This window comes from Pseudomonas sp. MWU347 (assembly GCF_017947305.1).
Lineage (GTDB): Bacteria > Pseudomonadota > Gammaproteobacteria > Pseudomonadales > Pseudomonadaceae > Aquipseudomonas > Aquipseudomonas putida_A.
In genome coordinates, this window is the sequence record NZ_JAFGZB010000008.1 from 89,259 (window position 1) to 108,138 (window position 18,880).

The following is an 18,880-nucleotide window of genomic DNA, read 5'->3' on the forward strand; positions in this document are numbered from 1 at the left end:
ATCAGCGCAAAAATCAATCTGGAAAAACAACTGTGGGAGGGGGCTTGCTCCCGAAGGCGGTGTCTCAATCAACTAATGTGTCAATTGGTACACCGCCTTCGGGAGCAAGCCCCCTCCCACAGTTTTTACCGCGTTTGCGGTCAGGCTGGTTTGGCTTCGGCTAGTGCCTCCTGCGCCAGTTCCTTTTCCGCCTCTTTGAGGTCGTCTTCACTGATCATCTCGGCAATCACCCGCAGACGCTCGACCACGCGCGCGTTGACGCTGCCTTCAGGGAACTGACCGTCAGCATCCGGCTCACCGGCCGGCTCGCCGACCAACAGGCTCAGCGCTTCGTCAGCCTGACGCACCGCGTACACGTGGAACTGCCCGGCGCGCACCGCCGCCAGCACCTTCTCGTCGAGCATCAGCGTGGCGACGTTGGCCTGCGGAATGATCGCGCCCTGCTCGCCCGTCAGCCCACGTGCTTCGCAGAGACGGAAGAAGCCCTCGATTTTCTCGTTGACCCCGCCGACTGCCTGCACTTCGCCGAACTGGTTGATCGAGCCGGTGATCGCAAAGCACTGCTTGAGCGGCGTCTTCGACAGCGCCGAAATCAGCGTGCAGGCCTCGCCCAGCGACGCACTGTCGCCATCGACGTAACCGTAGGATTGCTCCAGCGCAATGCTCGCGGAAATCGCCAGCGGGAATTCCTGCGCGTAACGGCTGCCCAGATACCCGGTGAGGATCATCACGCCCTTGGAGTGGATCGGCTGACCGAGGTTGACCTCGCGCTCGATGTCGACGATACCGCTGCCGCCCGGGTACACCGTGGCGGAAATCCGCGCCGGCACACCGAACGCCGAATCACCCACTTCGAGCACAGTCAGCCCGTTGCACTTGCCGACCGCCGCGCCGTCGGTGTCGATCAGGATGATCCCGGCGAGCATGTCGTCGAGAATCCGCGCCGAAACCCGACCGGTACGAGTGGCCTTGGCTTTCAGCGCCCGCTCGATGTGCCCGGCATCGGTCATTTCATCACCGGCCAGATGACGAATGAAATCCGCTTCACTGACCAGTTGGAACAGATCGCCGATCCGCGCCGACAAACGCCCCTGATGCTCGGCCAGCCGTGCGCTGTAGGTCGCCAGACGCGCCACCGCATCGGCGGTCAGCGGCGCCATGCCTTCCTCCGAAGTACGGGTTTTCAGCAACTGGGCGAACTGCTCCAGACTTTCGTCGACCATCGGGATGTCTTCGTCGAAGTCGACCAGCACGCGGAACATCTCCTGGAAGTCCGGATCCAGGTCCTGCAGCGTGTAATACAACTGTCGCGCGCCGATGATGATGACTTTGACCTGCAACGGAATGTGTTGCGGGTTGAGGGTCACCGTGGCGAAACGGCCCATCTCGCCCAGCGGCGATTCCATTTTCAGCTTGCGCGATTGCAGGGCGCGTTTCAGCGCGTCCCACACGAACGGCTCGCTGAGCATTTTTTCCGCTTCAAGGATCAGGAAGCCGCCGTTGGCGCGATGCAAAGCACCTGGGCGCAACTGCCGGTAAGTGGTGTAAAGCGCGCCCTGATCGGTGGTGTACTCGATGCGCCCGAACAGGTTTTCGTAAGTCGGGTGCGGCTCGAACACCACCGGCGCCCCGCCGCTGGCCGGATGACCGACCACCAGGCTCGGCGCGTATTGCTCTTCCAGCAGCTTGCGCGCCACGGCGTCGGTCTTGCTGTCATCGACCAGTTGCTCGACCACGGTTTTCAGCAAGTACACCTGCATCGCTTGCAGGTAACCGCAGACCGCAGCGTTCTCCGCGTACTTCTCGGACAACGGCGAGAGCAACGGCTGCAAGGCCAGGGTGATGGTTTCCTCGTTGAGCTGACGCAGTTGATTGTTCGACTCACGCTTCCACTGCGGCAGGCTGGCGAGTTCTTCGTTCAGACGCTCTTCGAGGCCGGAGATGTCTTCGTGAAACCGTTCGCGCTCGGCTTCCGGCAATTGGGCGAATTCCGCTTCATCCAGCGCCTTGCCTTCAAGCATCGGCGTGAAGGCGATATTGCTGCTGTCGCGGTACAGGGCGACGTCCTTCTCCAGCGCCAGCCGTTCGATGATATCGAGGGCCTTGTCGTAGCGCTGGTTGAAGGCGCGGTCGATGGCACTTTTCTTCTGCTGGTAGGACGGGTGTTCGAACACGGCCGGAAAGGTTGCCAGCAGGTTATCGATCAGGCCGTTGATGTCACCGATGAACGAAGCCGCCGTGCCAGAAGGCAATTCCAGCGCGCGGGGCTCGCGCGGCTCATCGAAATTATTGACGTAGACCCAGTCCGCCGGGGTCTGCAGGCGCTTGCCTTCGGCCTTCAGGTAGCGTTTGACGAACGAGAAGCGGCCAGTGCCGGGCTCGCCCATGACAAAGACGTTGTAACCGGGGCGTGGCATCGCCACACCGAACTGCAAGGCTTCGACCGCACGTTCCTGGCCGAGCACACCGCGAAAGGGCTCCAGATCATTGGTGGTAGTGAAGCTGAACTGTTCAGCGGAAAACGGACGAGTCAGCGCTTCGGGCGCTATACGCAGGCTGGCAGCAACAGGATCAGGCATCGGGCTTCCTTAACAATCAGGCGGGGCGGATAGCGGCATTCTGGCGCTGCCCGTGCCCCACTGGCAAGGCGCGCCACACGACAAAGCATAGACAACCGGGTGACCCTGCCCCGCCCCCCGGCAAATCGGGGTTATCGCCAAATCTTTTGTAAAAACTCACGGAACCCCTGGAACGTGCCTAAACTCCAAACTGCGCGGCTGGAACGAATACTGGCCCACTGGCACCGTCAGGTGTCAGAACCCTGTCCATTGGTATGCACACAAAGAGAACAAAGCTATGAAACGGATTCTTCTCGGTACTCTCTTCACCGCTGTTTCCATCAACGCCATGGCGCAAGCCCCGGGTGGCCCGGATTGCGGTTGGGGCAACATGCTGTTCGAAGGTCAGCGTGGCACCCCGGCACACTTCCTGGCATCCACCACTAACGGCACCTCCGGTAACGCTACGTTCGGTATGACTTCCGGCACCAACGGTTGCTCGACCAACGCGTCGCTGACCTACGGCGGTAAATCCTGGTTCGCCATGAATGGCATGATGAACGAGCTGTCCGAAGACATGGCCAAGGGCAACGGCGAAGCGCTGACGACCTACGCCGTGGTACTGGGCGTGGCGCCGGAAGACCGTGCGCACTTCGCTGCTGTCACTCACGAGCACTTCCAGCAGATCTTCAGCAAAGCTGACGTGACCGCAGAAGACGTGCATACCAACACCCTGGCCGTGCTGAAGTCGGACCCACGTCTGGCCAAGTACGCAACTCAGGCTTAAGCTCGACCCCACCCGCTTCTTTCGGGAAGCGGGTTTTGTTTTGAGTGCAATCACTCGAATGTGACGCTGAACCTGTGGTGAGGGGATTTATCCCCGATCGGCTGCGGAGCAGTCGTGAAACCATTCAATTCGGTGTATCTGATACACCGAGTTTTGCAGGTATGAGGGCCGCTTCGCAGCCCATCGGGGATAAATCCCCTCGCCACAGGGGAGTGATCGCAGCCCGATCCGGGTTTTATTTTCTTTCGACTTAAGTTGCCACTTATGCTCAAACGCCTTGCCTGGCTGGCGCTCTGTGTCTGCGCCCCGCTGTCCGCCGCGCCTCACATCGACCCTCAACGTTTGCAGCAACTGGCCAACGACCGCTTCTGGATTTCCCTCGGTCATTACGAAACCGCCAAGCTTGGCGGCTGGCGCAGCTATGTCAGCGACAGGAAATTCTTTCTGGCGCCCGATGGCAACGAACACCCCGACCATGAGCTGGCCGCCACCGTGCAGGCGCTGTACGCCCCGGCCAGTCTCGGCGAGCAGCATGCGCAATGCGTCTACCCGGCGCGTAAGCGCTGGCTGAAAGCCCAGCTCAACCTGACCGACCTGCCCGCCCCCGATTGCGCCGAATTCAAGAAGTGGTTCAAGGACGTCTCGCCGCACAGCGCGGTGATGATCTTCCCGGCGGCCTACCTCAACAGCCCGTCGTCGATGTTCGGCCACACCCTGCTGCGCATCGACCAGGCTGACGTGCAAAGCGACAAGACTTCGCTGCTGAGTTACGCGATCAATTTCGGCGCCTACATCGAAGGCTCGGACAACAGCATTCTCTACGCCTGGAAGGGCTTGATGGGTGGCTACCCGGGGCTGTTCGCACTGGTGCCGTACCAGGAAAAACTCTCCGAGTACCGCAGCCTGGAAAACCGCGATCTGTGGGAATACCGGCTGAACCTGACCCAAGCAGAAACCGCGCGCATGGTCGAGCATGTGTGGGAGCTGAAGCAGATCCAGTTCGACTATTTCTTCTTCGACGAAAACTGCTCCTATCGCCTGCTCGAACTGCTGCAAGTGGCACGTCCGAGCCTGCGCCTGACCGAGCAATTCCCGCTGACCGCCATCCCTACCGATACGGTCAAAGCGGTGAAAGAAGCCGGGTTGGTGGAAAGCATCGAATATCGCCCGTCCCGCGAGCGTGAACTGCTCAGCCGCGCCGAGCCTTTGAACAAGGAAGAACAGCAATGGGTGCTGAAGGTCAGTGCCGATCAACAGGTGTTGCAGGAGCCGACTTTCAAGGCCCTGCCCCGGGATCGTCAGGCGCTGATCATCGATGCGGCATATCGTCTGGAGCGCTACCGCGCCAACGGCCAGGAACGTGATGCGCAACGTGCACAGCGCAGCTTCGAACTGCTGCGGGCGATCAACAAGAACCCGGCGCCGGAGTTGCAGATTCCACAACCGGGCCTGCCCGAAGACGGCCATGAATCGCGCACCTGGCAGGCCGGCATCGGCACCCGGGGTGATCGTGCCTTCGGCGAGTACGGCTTGCGCATGGCCTATCACGATCTCAACGACAACGCCGAAAGCTTCCCCCTCGGCGCGCAGATCGAAATCCTGCAGATGAAGCTGCGTCAATACGAAGGCAACCAGTGGCAGTTCCAGCAACTGGACCTGGCGACCATCCGCTCGCTGACCCCGCGCAATGAACTGCTGCAGCCTCTGTCGTGGCAAGTCACCGGTGGCCTTGAGCGGGTGCCGGGCAAGCATGATGACGAGACGCTGGTCAGCCACGTCAACGGTGGTGGTGGCGGTACCTGGGCGTTAGGTGATGACGTATTGGGTTTTGCCCTCGGCACCGTGCGCGTTGAACACAACAATGACTTCGCCGAGTTCGTCTCCCCGGCCGGCGGTTTCAATACCGGCGTGTTGTGGAAAAACCCGTTGGGCAATCTCAGCCTGGAAGCCAAGGGCGATTACTTCTTCAATGGTGAAGTGCGCCGCAGCCTGAGCCTGAACCAGCAGTGGGAATTGTCGCGCAACCTCGGTTTGCGCCTGAGTGCGCAGCGTGAGTTCAGTCATGTGGCGACACCGGAAACCGAAGTGATGCTTGAGGTGAAGTGGTACCACTACTGATCTGAAGCCCAATCCATAACCCCTGTGGGAGCGGGCTTGCTCGCGAAGGCGTCGTGTCAGGCGATTCAAATCTCGACTGACCCAGCGCTTTCGCGAGCAAGCCCGCTCCCACAGGGTTCTCCGGTATTCAACGAATTACTTACATGTCTTTCACCAACGCCCGACGAATCCGCTTCTAGACTTTCCCTATCAGCCGAGAATCGGCGCGGGAGAGTGCGATGTGGCGGTGTGCGGGATTGCTGGGTGTTTTGCTGTTGCTCGGGGGTTGCCAGACCACCCACGAAGACTTGATCGCCAAAGGTTATCCACCGGCCTTCGCCGACGGTTTTGACGATGGCTGCGTCAGTGGCCGGCAAGCCGCCGGCTCGATCAGTGGCGAGTTTCGCAAGAACGTGCCGCGCTATCTCAAGGACAAGCAATACGCCGAAGGCTGGACCGACGGCTTTCGCCAGTGCCAGGCGATGCTGGAGAACAAGGATCGCGAAGAGTATCGCAACGAGCACTGGGACGAACGCGAGCGCGCCTGGCAGCAGCAGAAAGATCAGGACGCCGGGCGGGCTTATCGCTCGCAATAGGTCGTTTCCAGACATCCAGTGAAACCAAATGCCGGCGACCATGGCCCAAACTCTTTGCAGAGGAGGACAGCATGAGCCGCGCTTTCGTGAACGAAGATAACGCCGCTGCGCAAGCCGATCAGCCCGTCGAACGGCAGGTCAGTGCGCAGCCCAATTACGTCACACCCCAAGGATTGGCGCAGTTGCAGGCCAAGGTCGCCGAACTGCAAGCCCTGCACGCCGAGCAATCGGCCAAGGGCGAACGGGCCGACAAGCAGCGCCAAGCCGATCTCGAAAGAGATTTGCGCTACTTCAACCAACGCCTCGCCAGCGCACAGGTCGCGGCCCCGGCGATCTCGACCGATAAAGTGCAGATCGGCAGTTGGGTGACCTACGCCGACGAACACGACACCGAAAGTCGGGTGCAATTGGTCGGCGAAGATCAGGCCGACGCCAGTCAGGGTTTGATCAACTGGGCCTCGCCGTTGGGCCGGGCATTGCTTGGTGCCCGGCTCAATGACGAAGTGCTGTGGCAGCGCCCCGCTGGCGATCAGGTGATTGAAGTGATTCGCATCGAACCGGCTTAAACCACACCCTGCGCGAGCATCGCATCCGCGACTTTGACGAAGCCGGCGATGTTCGCGCCTTTGACGTAGTTGATCCGCCCGTTCTCTTCGCCGTAATGCACGCAGGCATGGTGGATCGACTGCATGATCGCGTGCAGCTTGCTGTCCACCTCACCCGCCGTCCACAGCAGGCGCATGGCGTTCTGCGACATCTCCAGCCCACTGACCGCTACCCCGCCGGCGTTCGACGCCTTGCCCGGGGCGAACAGAATGCCGGCCTCGATGAAGATATCCACGGCCGCCAGCGTGGTCGGCATGTTCGCGCCTTCGGCGACGCACACGCAGCCATTGCGCAGCAGCGTACGAGCAGATTCGGCGTCGAGCTCGTTCTGCGTGGCGCAGGGCAGCGCGATGTCACACGGCAGCGACCAGGGCAACTGACCGGCACGGAATTCCAGACCGAACGCCGTGGCCAATTCGCTGATGCGTCCGCGTTTGACGTTTTTCAGTTCCAGCAGCGCCTGCCACTGTTCTTCGCTCAGGCCCGATTCGCAGTACAACGTGCCTTCGGAGTCGGACAGCGAAATCACCTTGCCGCCCAGGTCCATGACCTTGCGCGCCGCGTACTGCGCGACGTTGCCGGAACCAGAGATCGCCACGCGCTTGCCTTCGACGGTCTGCCCGCGGCGCTTGAGCATCTCCTCGGCGAAGTACACGCAACCGAAACCGGTGGCTTCCGGGCGAATCAGGCTGCCGCCATAGGTCATGCCTTTACCGGTCAACACGCTGGTGAACTGGTTGCTCAGGCGTTTGTACTGGCCAAACAGGAAACCGATCTCCCGCGCACCGACACCGATGTCGCCAGCCGGTACGTCAACGTCCGCGCCGATGTGGCGGTACAGCTCGCTCATGAACGCCTGGCAGAAACGCATGACTTCGGCGTCGCTCTTGCCCTTAGGATCGAAGTCCGAACCGCCCTTGCCGCCACCCATGGGCAATGAGGTCAGGGAGTTCTTGAAGGTCTGTTCGAAGGCGAGAAACTTCAGCACGCCCAGGTTCACCGAAGGATGGAAGCGCAAGCCGCCCTTGTACGGGCCGATTGCGCTGTTCATCTGAATGCGGAAACCGCGATTGACCTGGACCTTGCCCTGATCGTCGACCCACGACACGCGGAACACCACTGCGCGCTCCGGCTCGCAGATGCGCTCCAGAATGCCCGAGGTCAGGTAACGCGGATTGGCTTCGAGAAACGGCCACAGACTGCGCAGGACTTCTTCGACGGCCTGGTGGAATTCGGGTTGATCCGGGTCGCGTTTTTTCAGGCGGGCGAGGAAGGATTCGACGGATTCGATCATGGGAAAAGTCTCGGCAAATTTATTGTCGTTGGAAGCGATTGAGCCGGACTGTAACAAACGATTTGCGCACAGGAACAGCGCAAAATGTCGCAGTTATGAAATTAAATGGTGCACAGGATATAAATAAGGCGGTTTTTTGAGCTGATTCTGCACCTGAATGGGGAGGTCAAATTGAAGTAATGCACCAACAGTTACATCGATATCGCGAGCAGGCTCACTCCTACAGGAGACCGCATTCCAATTGTAGGAGTGAGCCTGCTCGCGATGGCCACGACTCGGAATCACTGAAAAAAACTCAAAAAAAACGGAGCCCGAAGGCTCCGCTTTTTCATGCAACCAACCCGAATCAGGCCAGTTTCTTGTGGCGTACCCGGTGTGGCTGGGCCGCCGCTTCTCCAAGACGCTTTTTGCGGTCGGCTTCGTACTCGGTGTAGTTGCCTTCGAAGAACACCGCTTGCGAGTCGTCTTCGTACGCCAGGATGTGAGTCGCGACGCGGTCCAGGAACCAGCGATCGTGAGAGATCACAATGGCGGCGCCCGGGAAGTCCAGCAGGGCTTCTTCCAGGGAACGCAGGGTTTCAACGTCGAGGTCGTTGGACGGTTCGTCGAGCAGCAGGACGTTGCCGCCCTCCTTCAGGGTCAGCGCCAGGTGCAGACGACCGCGCTCACCACCGGACAGGTCCTTGACGAACTTCTGCTGGTCGCCGCCCTTGAAGTTGAAGCGACCGACATAAGTGCGCGATGGAATCTCGTAGTTGCCGATGCGGATCTGGTCGGAACCGTCGGAGATCTGCTGGAACACGGTCTTGCTGCCGTCGAGGTCTTCGCGGCTCTGGTCAACGCAGGCCAGTTGCACGGTTTCGCCGACTTCGATGGTGCCGGAATCCGGAGTTTCCTTGCCCATCAGCATGCGGAACAGGGTCGACTTACCGGCACCGTTACCACCGATCACGCCAACGATGGCGCCCTTCGGCATGGAGAACGACAGGTTGTCGATCAGGACGCGATCGCCGTAGCCCTTGGTGACGTTCTTGAACTCGATGACCTTGTCGCCCAGACGCGGACCGGCCGGGATGTAGATCTCGTTGGTTTCCGAACGCTTCTGGAATTCCTGCGACTGCATTTCTTCGAAGCGTTGCAGACGAGCCTTGGATTTCGACTGACGGGCTTTCGCGCCTTTGCGCACCCACTCCAGTTCTTCCTTCATGGCTTTTTCGTGAGCCGACTGCTGCTTGGATTCGGCCGCCAGACGATCGGACTTGGCTTCGAGCCAACCCGAGTAGTTGCCCTCGTAAGGAATGCCCGCGCCGCGGTCGAGTTCCAGAATCCAGCCGGCAACGTTGTCGAGGAAGTAACGGTCGTGCGTGATCGCGACCACGGTGCCCGGGAAGTCGTGCAGGAAGTGCTCCAGCCACGCTACCGAATCAGCGTCCAAGTGGTTGGTCGGTTCGTCGAGCAGCAGCATGTCCGGGGCGGACAGCAGCAGACGGCACAGGGCCACACGACGTTTTTCACCACCGGACAGGTGTTCGACCTTGGCGTCCCAGGCCGGCAGACGCAGGGCGTCGGCGGCGACTTCCAGTTGACGCTCCAGGTTATGACCATCGCTGGCCTGCAGGATCGCTTCGAGCTTGGCCTGTTCGGCTGCCAGCTTGTCGAAGTCGGCGTCCGGATCGGCGTAAGCGGCGTAGACCTCGTCCAGACGCGCTTGCGCATCCTTGATCACGCTGACCGCTTCCTCGACCACTTCACGCACGGTCTTGGTCGGATCAAGTTGTGGCTCTTGCGGCAGATAACCGATGTTCAGGTCCGGCATCGGACGGGCTTCGCCCTCGAACTCGGTATCGACGCCGGCCATGATTTTCAGCAGCGTGGATTTACCCGAACCGTTGAGGCCGAGTACGCCGATCTTGGCGCCGGGGAAGAACGACAGCGAAATGTTTTTCAGGATTTCCCGCTTCGGCGGAACAACTTTGCCCAGCCGATGCATGGTGAAGACGTATTGAGCCATGGAGAACCTTGGGTCAGTGACAGATGAATGATTGGAGCGCAGGCGATGCCCGGCCAGACCGATGCGCGTCGTTCACTAGACCACTTGATGGCCATCAATGCGTGCGCGCGGAAAAAAGTCTGATTCTAGGAGCTGGAACGCTCCCGCGTAACCGGCAAAGCTACCTGAATGACCGGTGGCAGTCCAGCCGAGTGGGGCTGGCACTTCGCCACAACTCAAGGCATGCTAGCCGCCCTTCGGGCGTCCGGCTTATAGTGCACGTCGCGCCAGTCCAGCCAAACCGCAGGATTTCAGCTTGTCCAACGTTACCCCGCCAGCTTCTGTGAGCGCGTCCAATCCGGGGACCGGCTCGCCCCTGCGCGGAACATTGAAGGGGGCATTGGCGACGCTGGTACTTTTGCTGCTGGCCCTGCTGTTCTGGCAACTGCTCGATCAATTGCGCGAGACCCAGAAAAACCAGCGCCAGTACACCATCGACTACACCGCCGACCTCGCCTCGCAGGTCAGCCTGAACATGTCGCTGAATGCGCAAATCGCCCTCAACCTGCTACCGATCGTCGAACAACCGCAGTCGTCCGACGAACAGCAGGCGCTGCTGCGCAAGCTCCAGCAATCGCTGCCGGACCTGCGCAGCCTGGCCCTGCTCAGCCCGTCCGGGAAAATCCTCAACGACAGCGCCAGCGACAGCCACGACGCCGATTACCTCGCTGAACTGGTGCGCCGCAGCCGCGCCCAGGCGCATTACTTCAGTAACGCCGACGACGGCTCGGTGGTGCATCTGTTGTTGCATCAGGCCAGCGGCAGCACGCGCGGCTACTGGGTATTGCGCCTGACCCCGACCTTCTTCGACTCGCTGACCAAGCTGGGCGAAACCGGCATCCGCCCGTTGTGGCTGGTGGAAAACCGTCTCAACCATCAGATCATCAGCCGCGACGAAGCGCTATCCTCCGCCCGGCCCGGGGTGCTGAGCCCGGACGACATGGCCAACACCGTGCTCACCGTACCGCTGAGCAGCAGCGACTGGCAGTTGCGCGGGCTGTTCGATCGTCAGCGCGTGCTCGAAGAACTGCTGCCGGCGTTCATCGGCAAATGCCTGCTGGGCCTGGCGTTCTCGATGTTGCCGGTGATCGCGCTGCTGAACATGCGTCGCCGCCAGCGCCAGTTGCATGAAGGCCGCCGGCGCTATCAGGACATCTTCGAAGGCACTGGCGTTGCGTTGTGCGTGCTCGACCTGTCCGGCCTCAAGCAGGTGTTCGACAAAGCACAGATCCAGACCAGCGACCAGCTCAAGGCCTGGCTCGACCAACCGGCCCAGCGCCAGCAACTGCTGCAGGAACTGCGCGTCACCGAGGTCAATCAGGTGGCGCTGCAACTGCTCAATGTCAATTCCTGCGAGCACGCCTGGCAGTTGCTGATCGACGGCCATCCGCACAGCCAGTGCGCCATCGGCAACCAGGTGCTCGACGCAGTTTTGCAGCAACAGAATCAACTGGAACTGGAAATCAGACTACCGGACATCAACGGCCGCGATCAGCACCTGTGGATGGTCCTGCGCCTGCCTGAGGAGCTGCACGACTATAAAGCGGTGATTCTGAGCATCAACGACATCACCAGCCGCAAGCTGATCGAACTGTCGCTGCTGGAGCGCGAAGGCTTCTGGTCGGACGTGGTGCGCACCGTGCCGGATCATCTGTATGTGCAGGACGTGATCAGCCAGCGGATGATTTTCAGCAACCACCACCTCGGCCAGACCCTCGGTTACAACCGCTCCGAGCTGCATCAGATGGGCGAGTATTTCTGGGAGATCCTGCTGCACCCGGAAGACGCCGACTATTACCACCGCTCGCGGCAGATGCAGCGGCACGCCGGGTACAGCCAGCTGTTGCAGTGCCAATTGCGCTTCCGCCATCGCGACGGCAAGTGGCGGCGCTTCGATATTCGTGAGCAGGCGCTGGCCCGTGACAAACATGATCAGGTCACGCGGATCATCGGCGTGGCCAAGGACATCACCGAGCAGATCGAGGCCAGCGAATCGCTGCGCGACAGCGAGCAGCGCTACCGCATGCTCGCCGAAAGCATCAGCGATGTGATTTTCTCCACCGACAGCAAGCTGTCGTTGAACTACGTCAGCCCGTCGGTGCAGGCGGTGCTGGGTTACGACGCCGAGTGGATCTTCCAGAATGGCTGGCAATCGACGATCGCCAACCCGCAGCAGCTATCCGGCATCTACACCTTGATGGATCGGGTCAGCAAAGCGCTCGACAAGCCTGAGCAACTCGCGCAACTGCGAAGCCAGGTACAGACGCAGATGTTCCTGTTCGACTGCCTGCGCGCCGACGGCCGCAAGATCCCGATCGAGCTGCGTCTGGTGCTGGTGTGGGACGAACACGGCGCGTTCGAAGGCGTGCTCGGCGTCGGTCGCGACATCAGCCAGCAGCGCCGCGCCGAGAAAGACTTGCGCATGGCCGCCACCGTATTCGAGCACTCGACCTCGGCGATCCTGATCACCGACCCGGCCGGTTACATCGTGCAGGCCAACGAAGCCTTCAGCCGGGTCAGCGGTTACGCGGTGTCGGAGGTGCTCGATCAGTTGCCGAACATGCTCACCGTCGACGAGCAACAGGACGCGCACCTGCGCTACGTGCTCAAGCAATTGCATCAGCACAGCACCTGGGAAGGCGAAGTCTGGCTCAAGCGCCGTAACGGCGAGCATTACCCGGCGTGGGTCGGCATCACGGCGGTACTCGACGATGAAGGCGATCTGGCCAGTTACGTGTGCTTCTTCAGCGACATCAGCGAGCGCAAGGCCAGCGAACAACGCATCCATCGTCTCGCTTACTACGACGCCCTGACCCACCTGCCGAACCGCACGCTGTTCCAGGATCGTCTGCATACCGCGCTGCAATCGGCCGAACGGCAGAAGTCGTGGGTGGTGCTGATGTTCCTCGACCTCGACCGCTTCAAACCGATCAACGACTCCCTCGGCCACGCGGCTGGCGACCGCATGTTGAAAGACATGGCCACGCGGTTGCTGGCCTGCGTCGACGATGACGACACCGTGGCGCGCATGGGCGGTGACGAGTTCACCTTGCTCCTGCAACACCGCTCCAGCCGCGAAATGGCGCTGAACCGAGCGATTCATGTGGCCGAGCAGATTCTCGCCAGCCTGGTGCGTCCATTTGTGCTGGAAGGTCGCGAGTTCTTCGTCACCGCCAGTATCGGCATCGCCCTGAGCCCGCAGGACGGCAACGAACTCAGCCAGTTGATGAAGAACGCCGACACCGCGATGTACCACGCCAAGGAGCGCGGCAAGAACAACTTCCAGTTCTATCAGGCCGACATGAACGCCAGTGCACTGGAACGTCTGGAGCTGGAAAGCGACCTGCGTCATGCGCTGGAGCAGAACGAATTTGTCCTGTACTACCAGCCGCAATTCAGCGGCGACGGCAAACGCCTGACTGGCGCCGAAGCGCTGCTGCGTTGGCGTCATCCGCGTCGCGGGCTGGTGCCGCCGGGGGATTTCATTCCGGTGCTGGAAGAGCTGGGTCTGGTGGTCGACGTTGGCGACTGGGTGATCAGCGAAGCCTGCCGCCAGCTCAAGACCTGGCACCAGAATCGGGTGCGCGTGCCGAAAGTCTCGGTGAACATCTCGGCGCGGCAGTTCTCCGATGGCCAGCTCGGTACGCGCATCGCCACGATCCTGCGCGAAACCGGGCTGCCACCGGCGTGTCTGGAGCTGGAGCTGACCGAAAGTATCCTGATGCGCGAAGTCAGCGAAGCAATGCAGATTCTGGCCGGGCTGAAAAACCTGGGCCTGAGCATTGCGGTCGACGACTTCGGCACCGGTTATTCATCGCTGAACTACCTCAAGCAATTCCCGATCGACGTGCTGAAGATCGACCGCACCTTCGTCGACGGCCTGCCGTCAGGCGAACAGGATGCGCAGATCGCTCGGGCGATCATCGCGATGGCCCACAGCCTCAATCTGGCGGTAATCGCCGAAGGCGTGGAAACCCATGAGCAACTGGACTTCCTGCGCGAACATGGCTGCGATGAGGTTCAGGGCTATCTGTTCGGACGGCCAATGCCGGCGAGCCGGTTTGAAGCGCAGTTCAGTAACGACGCCCTCTTCATGTTCGACTGATTTTTTGCGGCACCGCCAATGACGCCTTCGCGAGCAAGCCCGCTCCCACATTTGACCCGGTTTCTTCAGGATATACGCGGTCCACTGTGGGAGCGGGCTTGCTCGCGAAAGGGTCGGTACAGACGCCGGAAAAATCTGCGGTGCAGCCATCCCCAGCAGGCTGGCTGCCACAGGGACTTGCCGTGGATCAGTATTCTCCGGTTGAAACGCGGCCATTGTGGAGCCAGCAAAAGCACCGCACATCTGGCATGAACGCCACTTGTCTGCGACATGATGTCGTTTCATATGCCATCCAAAACCCATTGGGTTAGAATGCCCCCCTTTTCTGCCCCCGATCCTTGAGGACCGCCATGTTCAGCCGTGATTTGACTATTGCCAAGTACGACGCCGATCTCTTTGCCGCCATGGAGCAAGAAGCTCAGCGCCAGGAAGAGCACATTGAGCTGATCGCTTCGGAAAACTACACCAGCCCTGCGGTGATGGAAGCTCAAGGCTCGGTACTGACCAACAAGTACGCCGAAGGCTACCCGGGCAAGCGCTACTACGGTGGTTGCGAGTACGTCGACGTTGTTGAACAACTGGCCATCGACCGCGCCAAAGAGCTGTTCGGCGCCGATTACGCCAACGTTCAGCCGCACGCCGGTTCCCAAGCCAACGCCGCTGTTTACCTGGCCCTGCTGCAAGGTGGTGACACCATCCTGGGCATGAGCCTGGCCCACGGTGGTCACCTGACTCACGGTGCCAGCGTTTCGTCCTCCGGCAAGCTGTACAACGCCGTGCAGTACGGCATCGACGCCAACGGCCTGATCGACTACGACGAAGTCGAGCGTCTGGCGGTTGAGCACAAGCCGAAAATGATCGTGGCCGGTTTCTCTGCCTACTCGCAGATCCTCGACTTCCCACGCTTCCGCGCCATCGCTGACAAAGTCGGTGCCTACCTGTTCGTCGACATGGCTCACGTGGCCGGTCTGGTCGCCGCTGGCGTCTACCCGAACCCGGTGCCATTCGCTGACGTGGTCACCACCACCACGCACAAGACCCTGCGCGGTCCTCGTGGCGGTCTGATCCTGGCGCGCGCCAACGCCGAAATCGAGAAGAAGCTGAACTCCGCGGTATTCCCGGGCGCCCAAGGTGGCCCGCTGGAGCACGTGATCGCCGCTAAAGCGATCTGCTTCAAGGAAGCGCTGCAGCCTGAGTTCAAGGCTTACCAGGAACAAGTGGTGAAGAACGCCCAGGCCATGGCCGAAGTGTTCATCGAGCGCGGTTTCGACGTGGTGTCCGGCGGTACCAAGAACCACCTGTTCCTGCTGTCGCTGATCAAGCAGGACATCTCCGGTAAAGACGCCGACGCCGCGCTGGGCAAAGCGTTCATCACCGTGAACAAGAACTCCGTGCCTAACGACCCACGCTCGCCATTCGTCACCTCCGGCCTGCGCTTCGGCACCCCGGCTGTGACCACTCGCGGCTTCAAAGAAGCAGAGTGCAAAGAGCTGGCCGGCTGGATCTGCGACATCCTGGCTGACCTGAACAACGAAGCGGTGATCGACGCCGTTCGTGAGAAAGTCAAAGCCATCTGCAAGAAACTGCCGGTGTACGGCGCGTAATCGCGACGTTAAATCCGCAGCATGAAAAACCGGCCAAGTGATTGGCCGGTTTTTTTATGCCCACATTTTTTCAAACGCCTGAACCGCTCAAGAATGGGACTCACCGCACAACTGGTCAGACCGGTCATGCCAATTCGTCAATTTTCACTTGCGATCCGTAAAAATCCGCGCCTAGACTGCACCCGCACTGGACATACCGGTAAGACCACAATAATTAAGTTCTGAATCTGATGCGCCCAAAGGCGCACGGCAGCCAGGACACCGACCAGGATTCCTCCCATGCTCAGATGGTGCTCGCGTTCAATCTTCCTCCAAGTGGTTCTCGGACTGGTGCTCGGCATCGTCTGCGGGCTGACCCTTCCCGAATATTCCGCTCAGCTCAAACCGCTGGGTGACGGCTTCATCAAACTGATCAAGATGCTTATCGGCCTGATCGTGTTCTGCGTGGTGGTCAGCGGCATCAGCGGCGCGGGCGATCTGAAGAAGGTCGGGCGCATCGGCCTCAAGTCGGTGATCTACTTTGAAGTGCTGACCACCATCGCGCTGGTGATCGGCCTGGTATTCGCCTTCAGCACCGGAATCGGCAGTGGCGCGAATATCCATCTGGAGCAGTTGTCCGCCGCCGACATGGGCGACATCGCCGAACGCGGCCAGCATATGCACACCACCACGCAGTTCCTGATGGACCTGATTCCGACCTCGGTGCTCGGAGCCTTCGCCGACAACAACATCCTGCAGGTACTGCTGTTCTCGGTGCTGTTCGGCAGCGCGCTGAATCTGGTGGGCGAAGCGGCTTCCGGGATCTCACGGCTGATCAACGAGCTGAGCCATGTGATCTTCCGGATCATGGGCATGATCGTACGCCTGGCGCCGATCGGCGTGTTCGGCGCCATCGCCTTCACCACCAGCAAGTACGGCCTCGATTCGCTGCAACACCTGGGCAGTCTGGTGGGCTTGTTTTACCTGACCTGCATGGCGTTCGTCAGCGTGATCCTCGGCGTGGTAATGCGCGCCTCGGGCCTGCGTCTGTGGCCCCTGCTCAAGTACCTGCGCGAAGAATTGCTGATCGTCATGGGCACCGCTTCTTCCGACGCCGTGCTGCCACAGATCATGCGCAAACTTGAACACCTGGGGATTGGCAGCTCGACAGTCGGGCTGGTGATTCCCACAGGCTATTCGTTCAACCTCGACGGTTTCTCGATCTACCTGACCCTGGCCATCGTGTTCATCGCCAACGCCACCGGCACGCCACTGGCGATGACCGATCTGCTGACGATTCTGCTGGTGTCGCTGATCACTTCCAAGGGCGCCCACGGCATTCCCGGCTCGGCGCTGGTGATTCTGGCGGCGACGCTGACGGCGATCCCGGCGATTCCGGTCGTGGGTCTGGTGCTGGTACTGGCGGTGGACTGGTTCATGGGCATCGGCCGGGCACTGACCAACCTGATCGGCAACTGCGTCGCCACCGTGGCCATCGCCCGTTGGGAAAAGGACATCGATGTGCAACGCGCCAACAAAGTACTCAGCGGTCAGCAGGGCTACACCTTTCAACCGCGTAAAAGCGGAACTCCGGCGCACCAGCAAGAGTTCTGATTTTCAACCCCGCAGGAGCTGCCGCAGGCTGCGATCTTTTGATCCTGTTTGCGGCAGCCCCAACGGGCTCACGGAGCAAGACAAGTGATCACCACATCAACCGTCGTCAACTCAGTCGTAGAAAAACTGCGCGCCGCCCTCGCCCGTGGTCAGTGGCGCTCCGGCGACATGCTGCCGGGTCAGCGCGAACTGGCCGAACAACTGGGCATCAGCCGCCCAAGCCTGCGCGAAGCGGTGATCGTCCTGGAAACCCTTGGCCTGGTGCGTTCGATGCCGGGCAAAGGCGTGGTGGTACTCGACGCCCAACTCAGCGACAGCCAGAGCCACGACAGCGCGGTGGCCGGCGCCAGCCTCGAAGACGTGCTGCAACTGCGTTACACCCTTGAGCCGTTCATCGTCGGGCTGGTTGCGCAGTCGATCAGCAGCAAGGAAGTCGGGCAATTGCGCCTGACCCTGATGGACATGCGCGAAGCCCTTGAAGCGGGCGACAGCGAAGCCGGGGTCAGCGCCTACATCGCCTTCCACGAGGAGCTGTTCACCCTGACTTCGAACCCGATCTTCCAGAGTGTGGTGCAGCAAACGAGCAATGCCCTCAAGCAAAGCGCCGAAGTGCTGCGTAATTCACCTGAGCACCTGGCCGAACGCCTGGAAGAAAACGAAGCCGTGGTGCGCGCGATCCGCAGCAAGAACAGCGCCCAGGCCAGCGCCGAAATGCGTCGGCACATTCTGCGCGAAGGCCAACGGATGGGCGTTGAATTGAACATTCCGGATGACAACCTCAGCCACTGATTGATTCACACTGGAGACCGGCCATGAACAGCCTTGCCACGTCGCCGCACACCCGTCAGATGTCGGCCCCCCTGCCCTTCTCCCGCCTGCAGGCGTCGGCAGACGATCTGTACCCGCGGCTGTTCGACGCGATTCTGGATCGGCGAATCGACCCGGCCAGCCGCTTCACCGAAGGCAGTCTCAAGCAGATGTTTGGCGTCAGCCGCGCCGATGTGCGCCGGGTGCTGACGCAGTTGTCCCATGAGCAGGTGATTGTGCTACGCGCCAACCATCGGCCACGGGTCGCCACACCGGATGCCGAGCAGACCCGGCAAACCCTGCACGCCCGGCGCCTGACCGAAGCGACGCTAGTGCGTCTGGCTTGTCAGAATGCCTCAGCGGAGAGTTTGAAACGGTTGCGCACGCTGGTCGAACGCGAACGTCTGGCCGTGGCTCAGGAACGGCGTGCGGCGGCGATTCGATTGTCCGGCGAGTTTCATCTGCAGTTGGCACAAATGGCGGGGAATGCACCGTTGGCGCATTTTCTTGGCAGCCTGGTGCCGCTGACGTCGCTGGCGATTGCGCGGTGTGATGGATCGACGCCCGGTTGCTGCGCGTGGCAGGAGCATCTGGCGATTGTCGAGGCGGTCGCGTCTGGGGATATGTCCATGGCTGAGCGACTGATGAATCAACACCTGGATCATCTTGAGCAGACCTTGCTGGGTACAGCCCTTGAGCATCGTGTCACCGGTTAGATCGCCTTCGCGAGCAAGCCCGCTCCCACAGTGAATTGCATTCACCCTGACAGAATGCGGTCTACTG

Annotated in this window: 12 protein-coding genes; 9 read left to right on the forward strand and 3 right to left on the reverse strand. The window is 60.8% G+C overall.

Features of this window, described 5'->3' with window-relative positions; genetic code table 11:
• Positions 1-140: 140 nt before the first annotated feature.
• A complete protein-coding gene (locus KCG87_RS18055) occupies positions 141-2,579 on the reverse strand; it encodes an ATP-binding protein (RefSeq protein WP_027612829.1) in 2,439 nt (812 codons plus the stop codon).
• A gap of 277 nt (positions 2,580-2,856) precedes the next feature.
• Here KCG87_RS18055 and KCG87_RS18060 point away from each other — a divergent pair, with 277 nt between their 5' ends.
• The 4 genes from KCG87_RS18060 to KCG87_RS18075 all read left to right on the forward strand — a co-directional run bounded on the left by KCG87_RS18060 (position 2,857) and on the right by KCG87_RS18075 (position 6,604).
• A complete protein-coding gene (locus tag KCG87_RS18060) occupies positions 2,857-3,345 on the forward strand; it encodes a DUF3015 domain-containing protein (RefSeq protein ID WP_007909797.1) in 489 nt (162 codons plus the stop codon).
• Between the two features lie 264 nt (positions 3,346-3,609).
• Positions 3,610-5,463 (forward strand): DUF4105 domain-containing protein, encoded by a 1,854-nt coding sequence (locus KCG87_RS18065; protein WP_210558635.1) that lies wholly within the window; start codon positions 3,610-3,612, stop codon positions 5,461-5,463.
• Between the two features lie 218 nt (positions 5,464-5,681).
• Positions 5,682-6,038 (forward strand): hypothetical protein, encoded by a 357-nt coding sequence (locus tag KCG87_RS18070; RefSeq protein ID WP_007963787.1) that lies wholly within the window; start codon positions 5,682-5,684, stop codon positions 6,036-6,038.
• A 71-nt stretch (positions 6,039-6,109) separates the two neighbouring features.
• On the forward strand, positions 6,110-6,604 hold the full coding sequence (locus tag KCG87_RS18075; protein ID WP_098965705.1) for a GreA/GreB family elongation factor: 495 nt from the start codon (positions 6,110-6,112) through the stop codon (positions 6,602-6,604).
• Here the strand turns inward: KCG87_RS18075 and gdhA are convergent.
• Positions 6,601-7,938 (reverse strand): NADP-specific glutamate dehydrogenase, encoded by a 1,338-nt coding sequence (gene gdhA / locus KCG87_RS18080; protein WP_210558634.1) that lies wholly within the window; start codon positions 7,936-7,938, stop codon positions 6,601-6,603. The two genes, KCG87_RS18075 and gdhA, sit on opposite strands and share 4 nt — an antisense overlap.
• A gap of 346 nt (positions 7,939-8,284) precedes the next feature.
• On the reverse strand, positions 8,285-9,949 hold the full coding sequence (ettA, locus tag KCG87_RS18085; protein WP_003228391.1) for an energy-dependent translational throttle protein EttA: 1,665 nt from the start codon (positions 9,947-9,949) through the stop codon (positions 8,285-8,287).
• A 295-nt stretch (positions 9,950-10,244) separates the two neighbouring features.
• Between ettA and KCG87_RS18090 the strand changes: the two genes are divergently transcribed.
• The 5 genes from KCG87_RS18090 (at position 10,245) to KCG87_RS18110 (ending at position 18,813) form a co-directional block, all read left to right on the forward strand.
• On the forward strand, positions 10,245-14,093 hold the full coding sequence (locus KCG87_RS18090; protein WP_098965709.1) for a bifunctional diguanylate cyclase/phosphodiesterase: 3,849 nt from the start codon (positions 10,245-10,247) through the stop codon (positions 14,091-14,093).
• Between the two features lie 350 nt (positions 14,094-14,443).
• Positions 14,444-15,697, forward strand: coding sequence for a serine hydroxymethyltransferase (gene glyA / locus KCG87_RS18095; protein ID WP_003228394.1), 1,254 nt, complete (start codon positions 14,444-14,446; stop codon positions 15,695-15,697).
• 279 nt (positions 15,698-15,976) lie between these two features.
• Positions 15,977-17,290 (forward strand): C4-dicarboxylate transporter DctA, encoded by a 1,314-nt coding sequence (locus KCG87_RS18100; protein WP_097089270.1) that lies wholly within the window; start codon positions 15,977-15,979, stop codon positions 17,288-17,290.
• Positions 17,291-17,374: 84 nt separating this feature from the next.
• The gene (locus KCG87_RS18105) at positions 17,375-18,079 is read left to right on the forward strand and encodes a FadR/GntR family transcriptional regulator (RefSeq protein ID WP_027612834.1); all 705 of its coding nucleotides are present in this window, start codon (positions 17,375-17,377) and stop codon (positions 18,077-18,079) included.
• A gap of 23 nt (positions 18,080-18,102) precedes the next feature.
• Positions 18,103-18,813, forward strand: coding sequence for a GntR family transcriptional regulator (locus KCG87_RS18110; RefSeq protein WP_210558633.1), 711 nt, complete (start codon positions 18,103-18,105; stop codon positions 18,811-18,813).
• Positions 18,814-18,880 lie beyond the last annotated feature (67 nt).

Bases quoted from the DNA above. Each gene is read 5' to 3' on its own strand.
- KCG87_RS18055 (WP_027612829.1), bottom strand. From the start codon at position 2,579: ATGCCTGATCCTGTTGCTGCCAGCCTGCGTATAGCGCCCGAAGCGCTG.
- ettA (WP_003228391.1), bottom strand. From the start codon at position 9,949: ATGGCTCAATACGTCTTCACCATGCATCGGCTGGGCAAAGTTGTTCCG.
- gdhA (WP_210558634.1), bottom strand. From the start codon at position 7,938: ATGATCGAATCCGTCGAATCCTTCCTCGCCCGCCTGAAAAAACGCGAC.
- KCG87_RS18100 (WP_097089270.1), top strand. From the start codon at position 15,977: ATGCTCAGATGGTGCTCGCGTTCAATCTTCCTCCAAGTGGTTCTCGGA.
- KCG87_RS18060 (WP_007909797.1), top strand. From the start codon at position 2,857: ATGAAACGGATTCTTCTCGGTACTCTCTTCACCGCTGTTTCCATCAAC.
- KCG87_RS18070 (WP_007963787.1), top strand. From the start codon at position 5,682: ATGTGGCGGTGTGCGGGATTGCTGGGTGTTTTGCTGTTGCTCGGGGGT.
- glyA (WP_003228394.1), top strand. From the start codon at position 14,444: ATGTTCAGCCGTGATTTGACTATTGCCAAGTACGACGCCGATCTCTTT.
- KCG87_RS18110 (WP_210558633.1), top strand. From the start codon at position 18,103: ATGAACAGCCTTGCCACGTCGCCGCACACCCGTCAGATGTCGGCCCCC.
- KCG87_RS18065 (WP_210558635.1), top strand. From the start codon at position 3,610: ATGCTCAAACGCCTTGCCTGGCTGGCGCTCTGTGTCTGCGCCCCGCTG.
- KCG87_RS18075 (WP_098965705.1), top strand. From the start codon at position 6,110: ATGAGCCGCGCTTTCGTGAACGAAGATAACGCCGCTGCGCAAGCCGAT.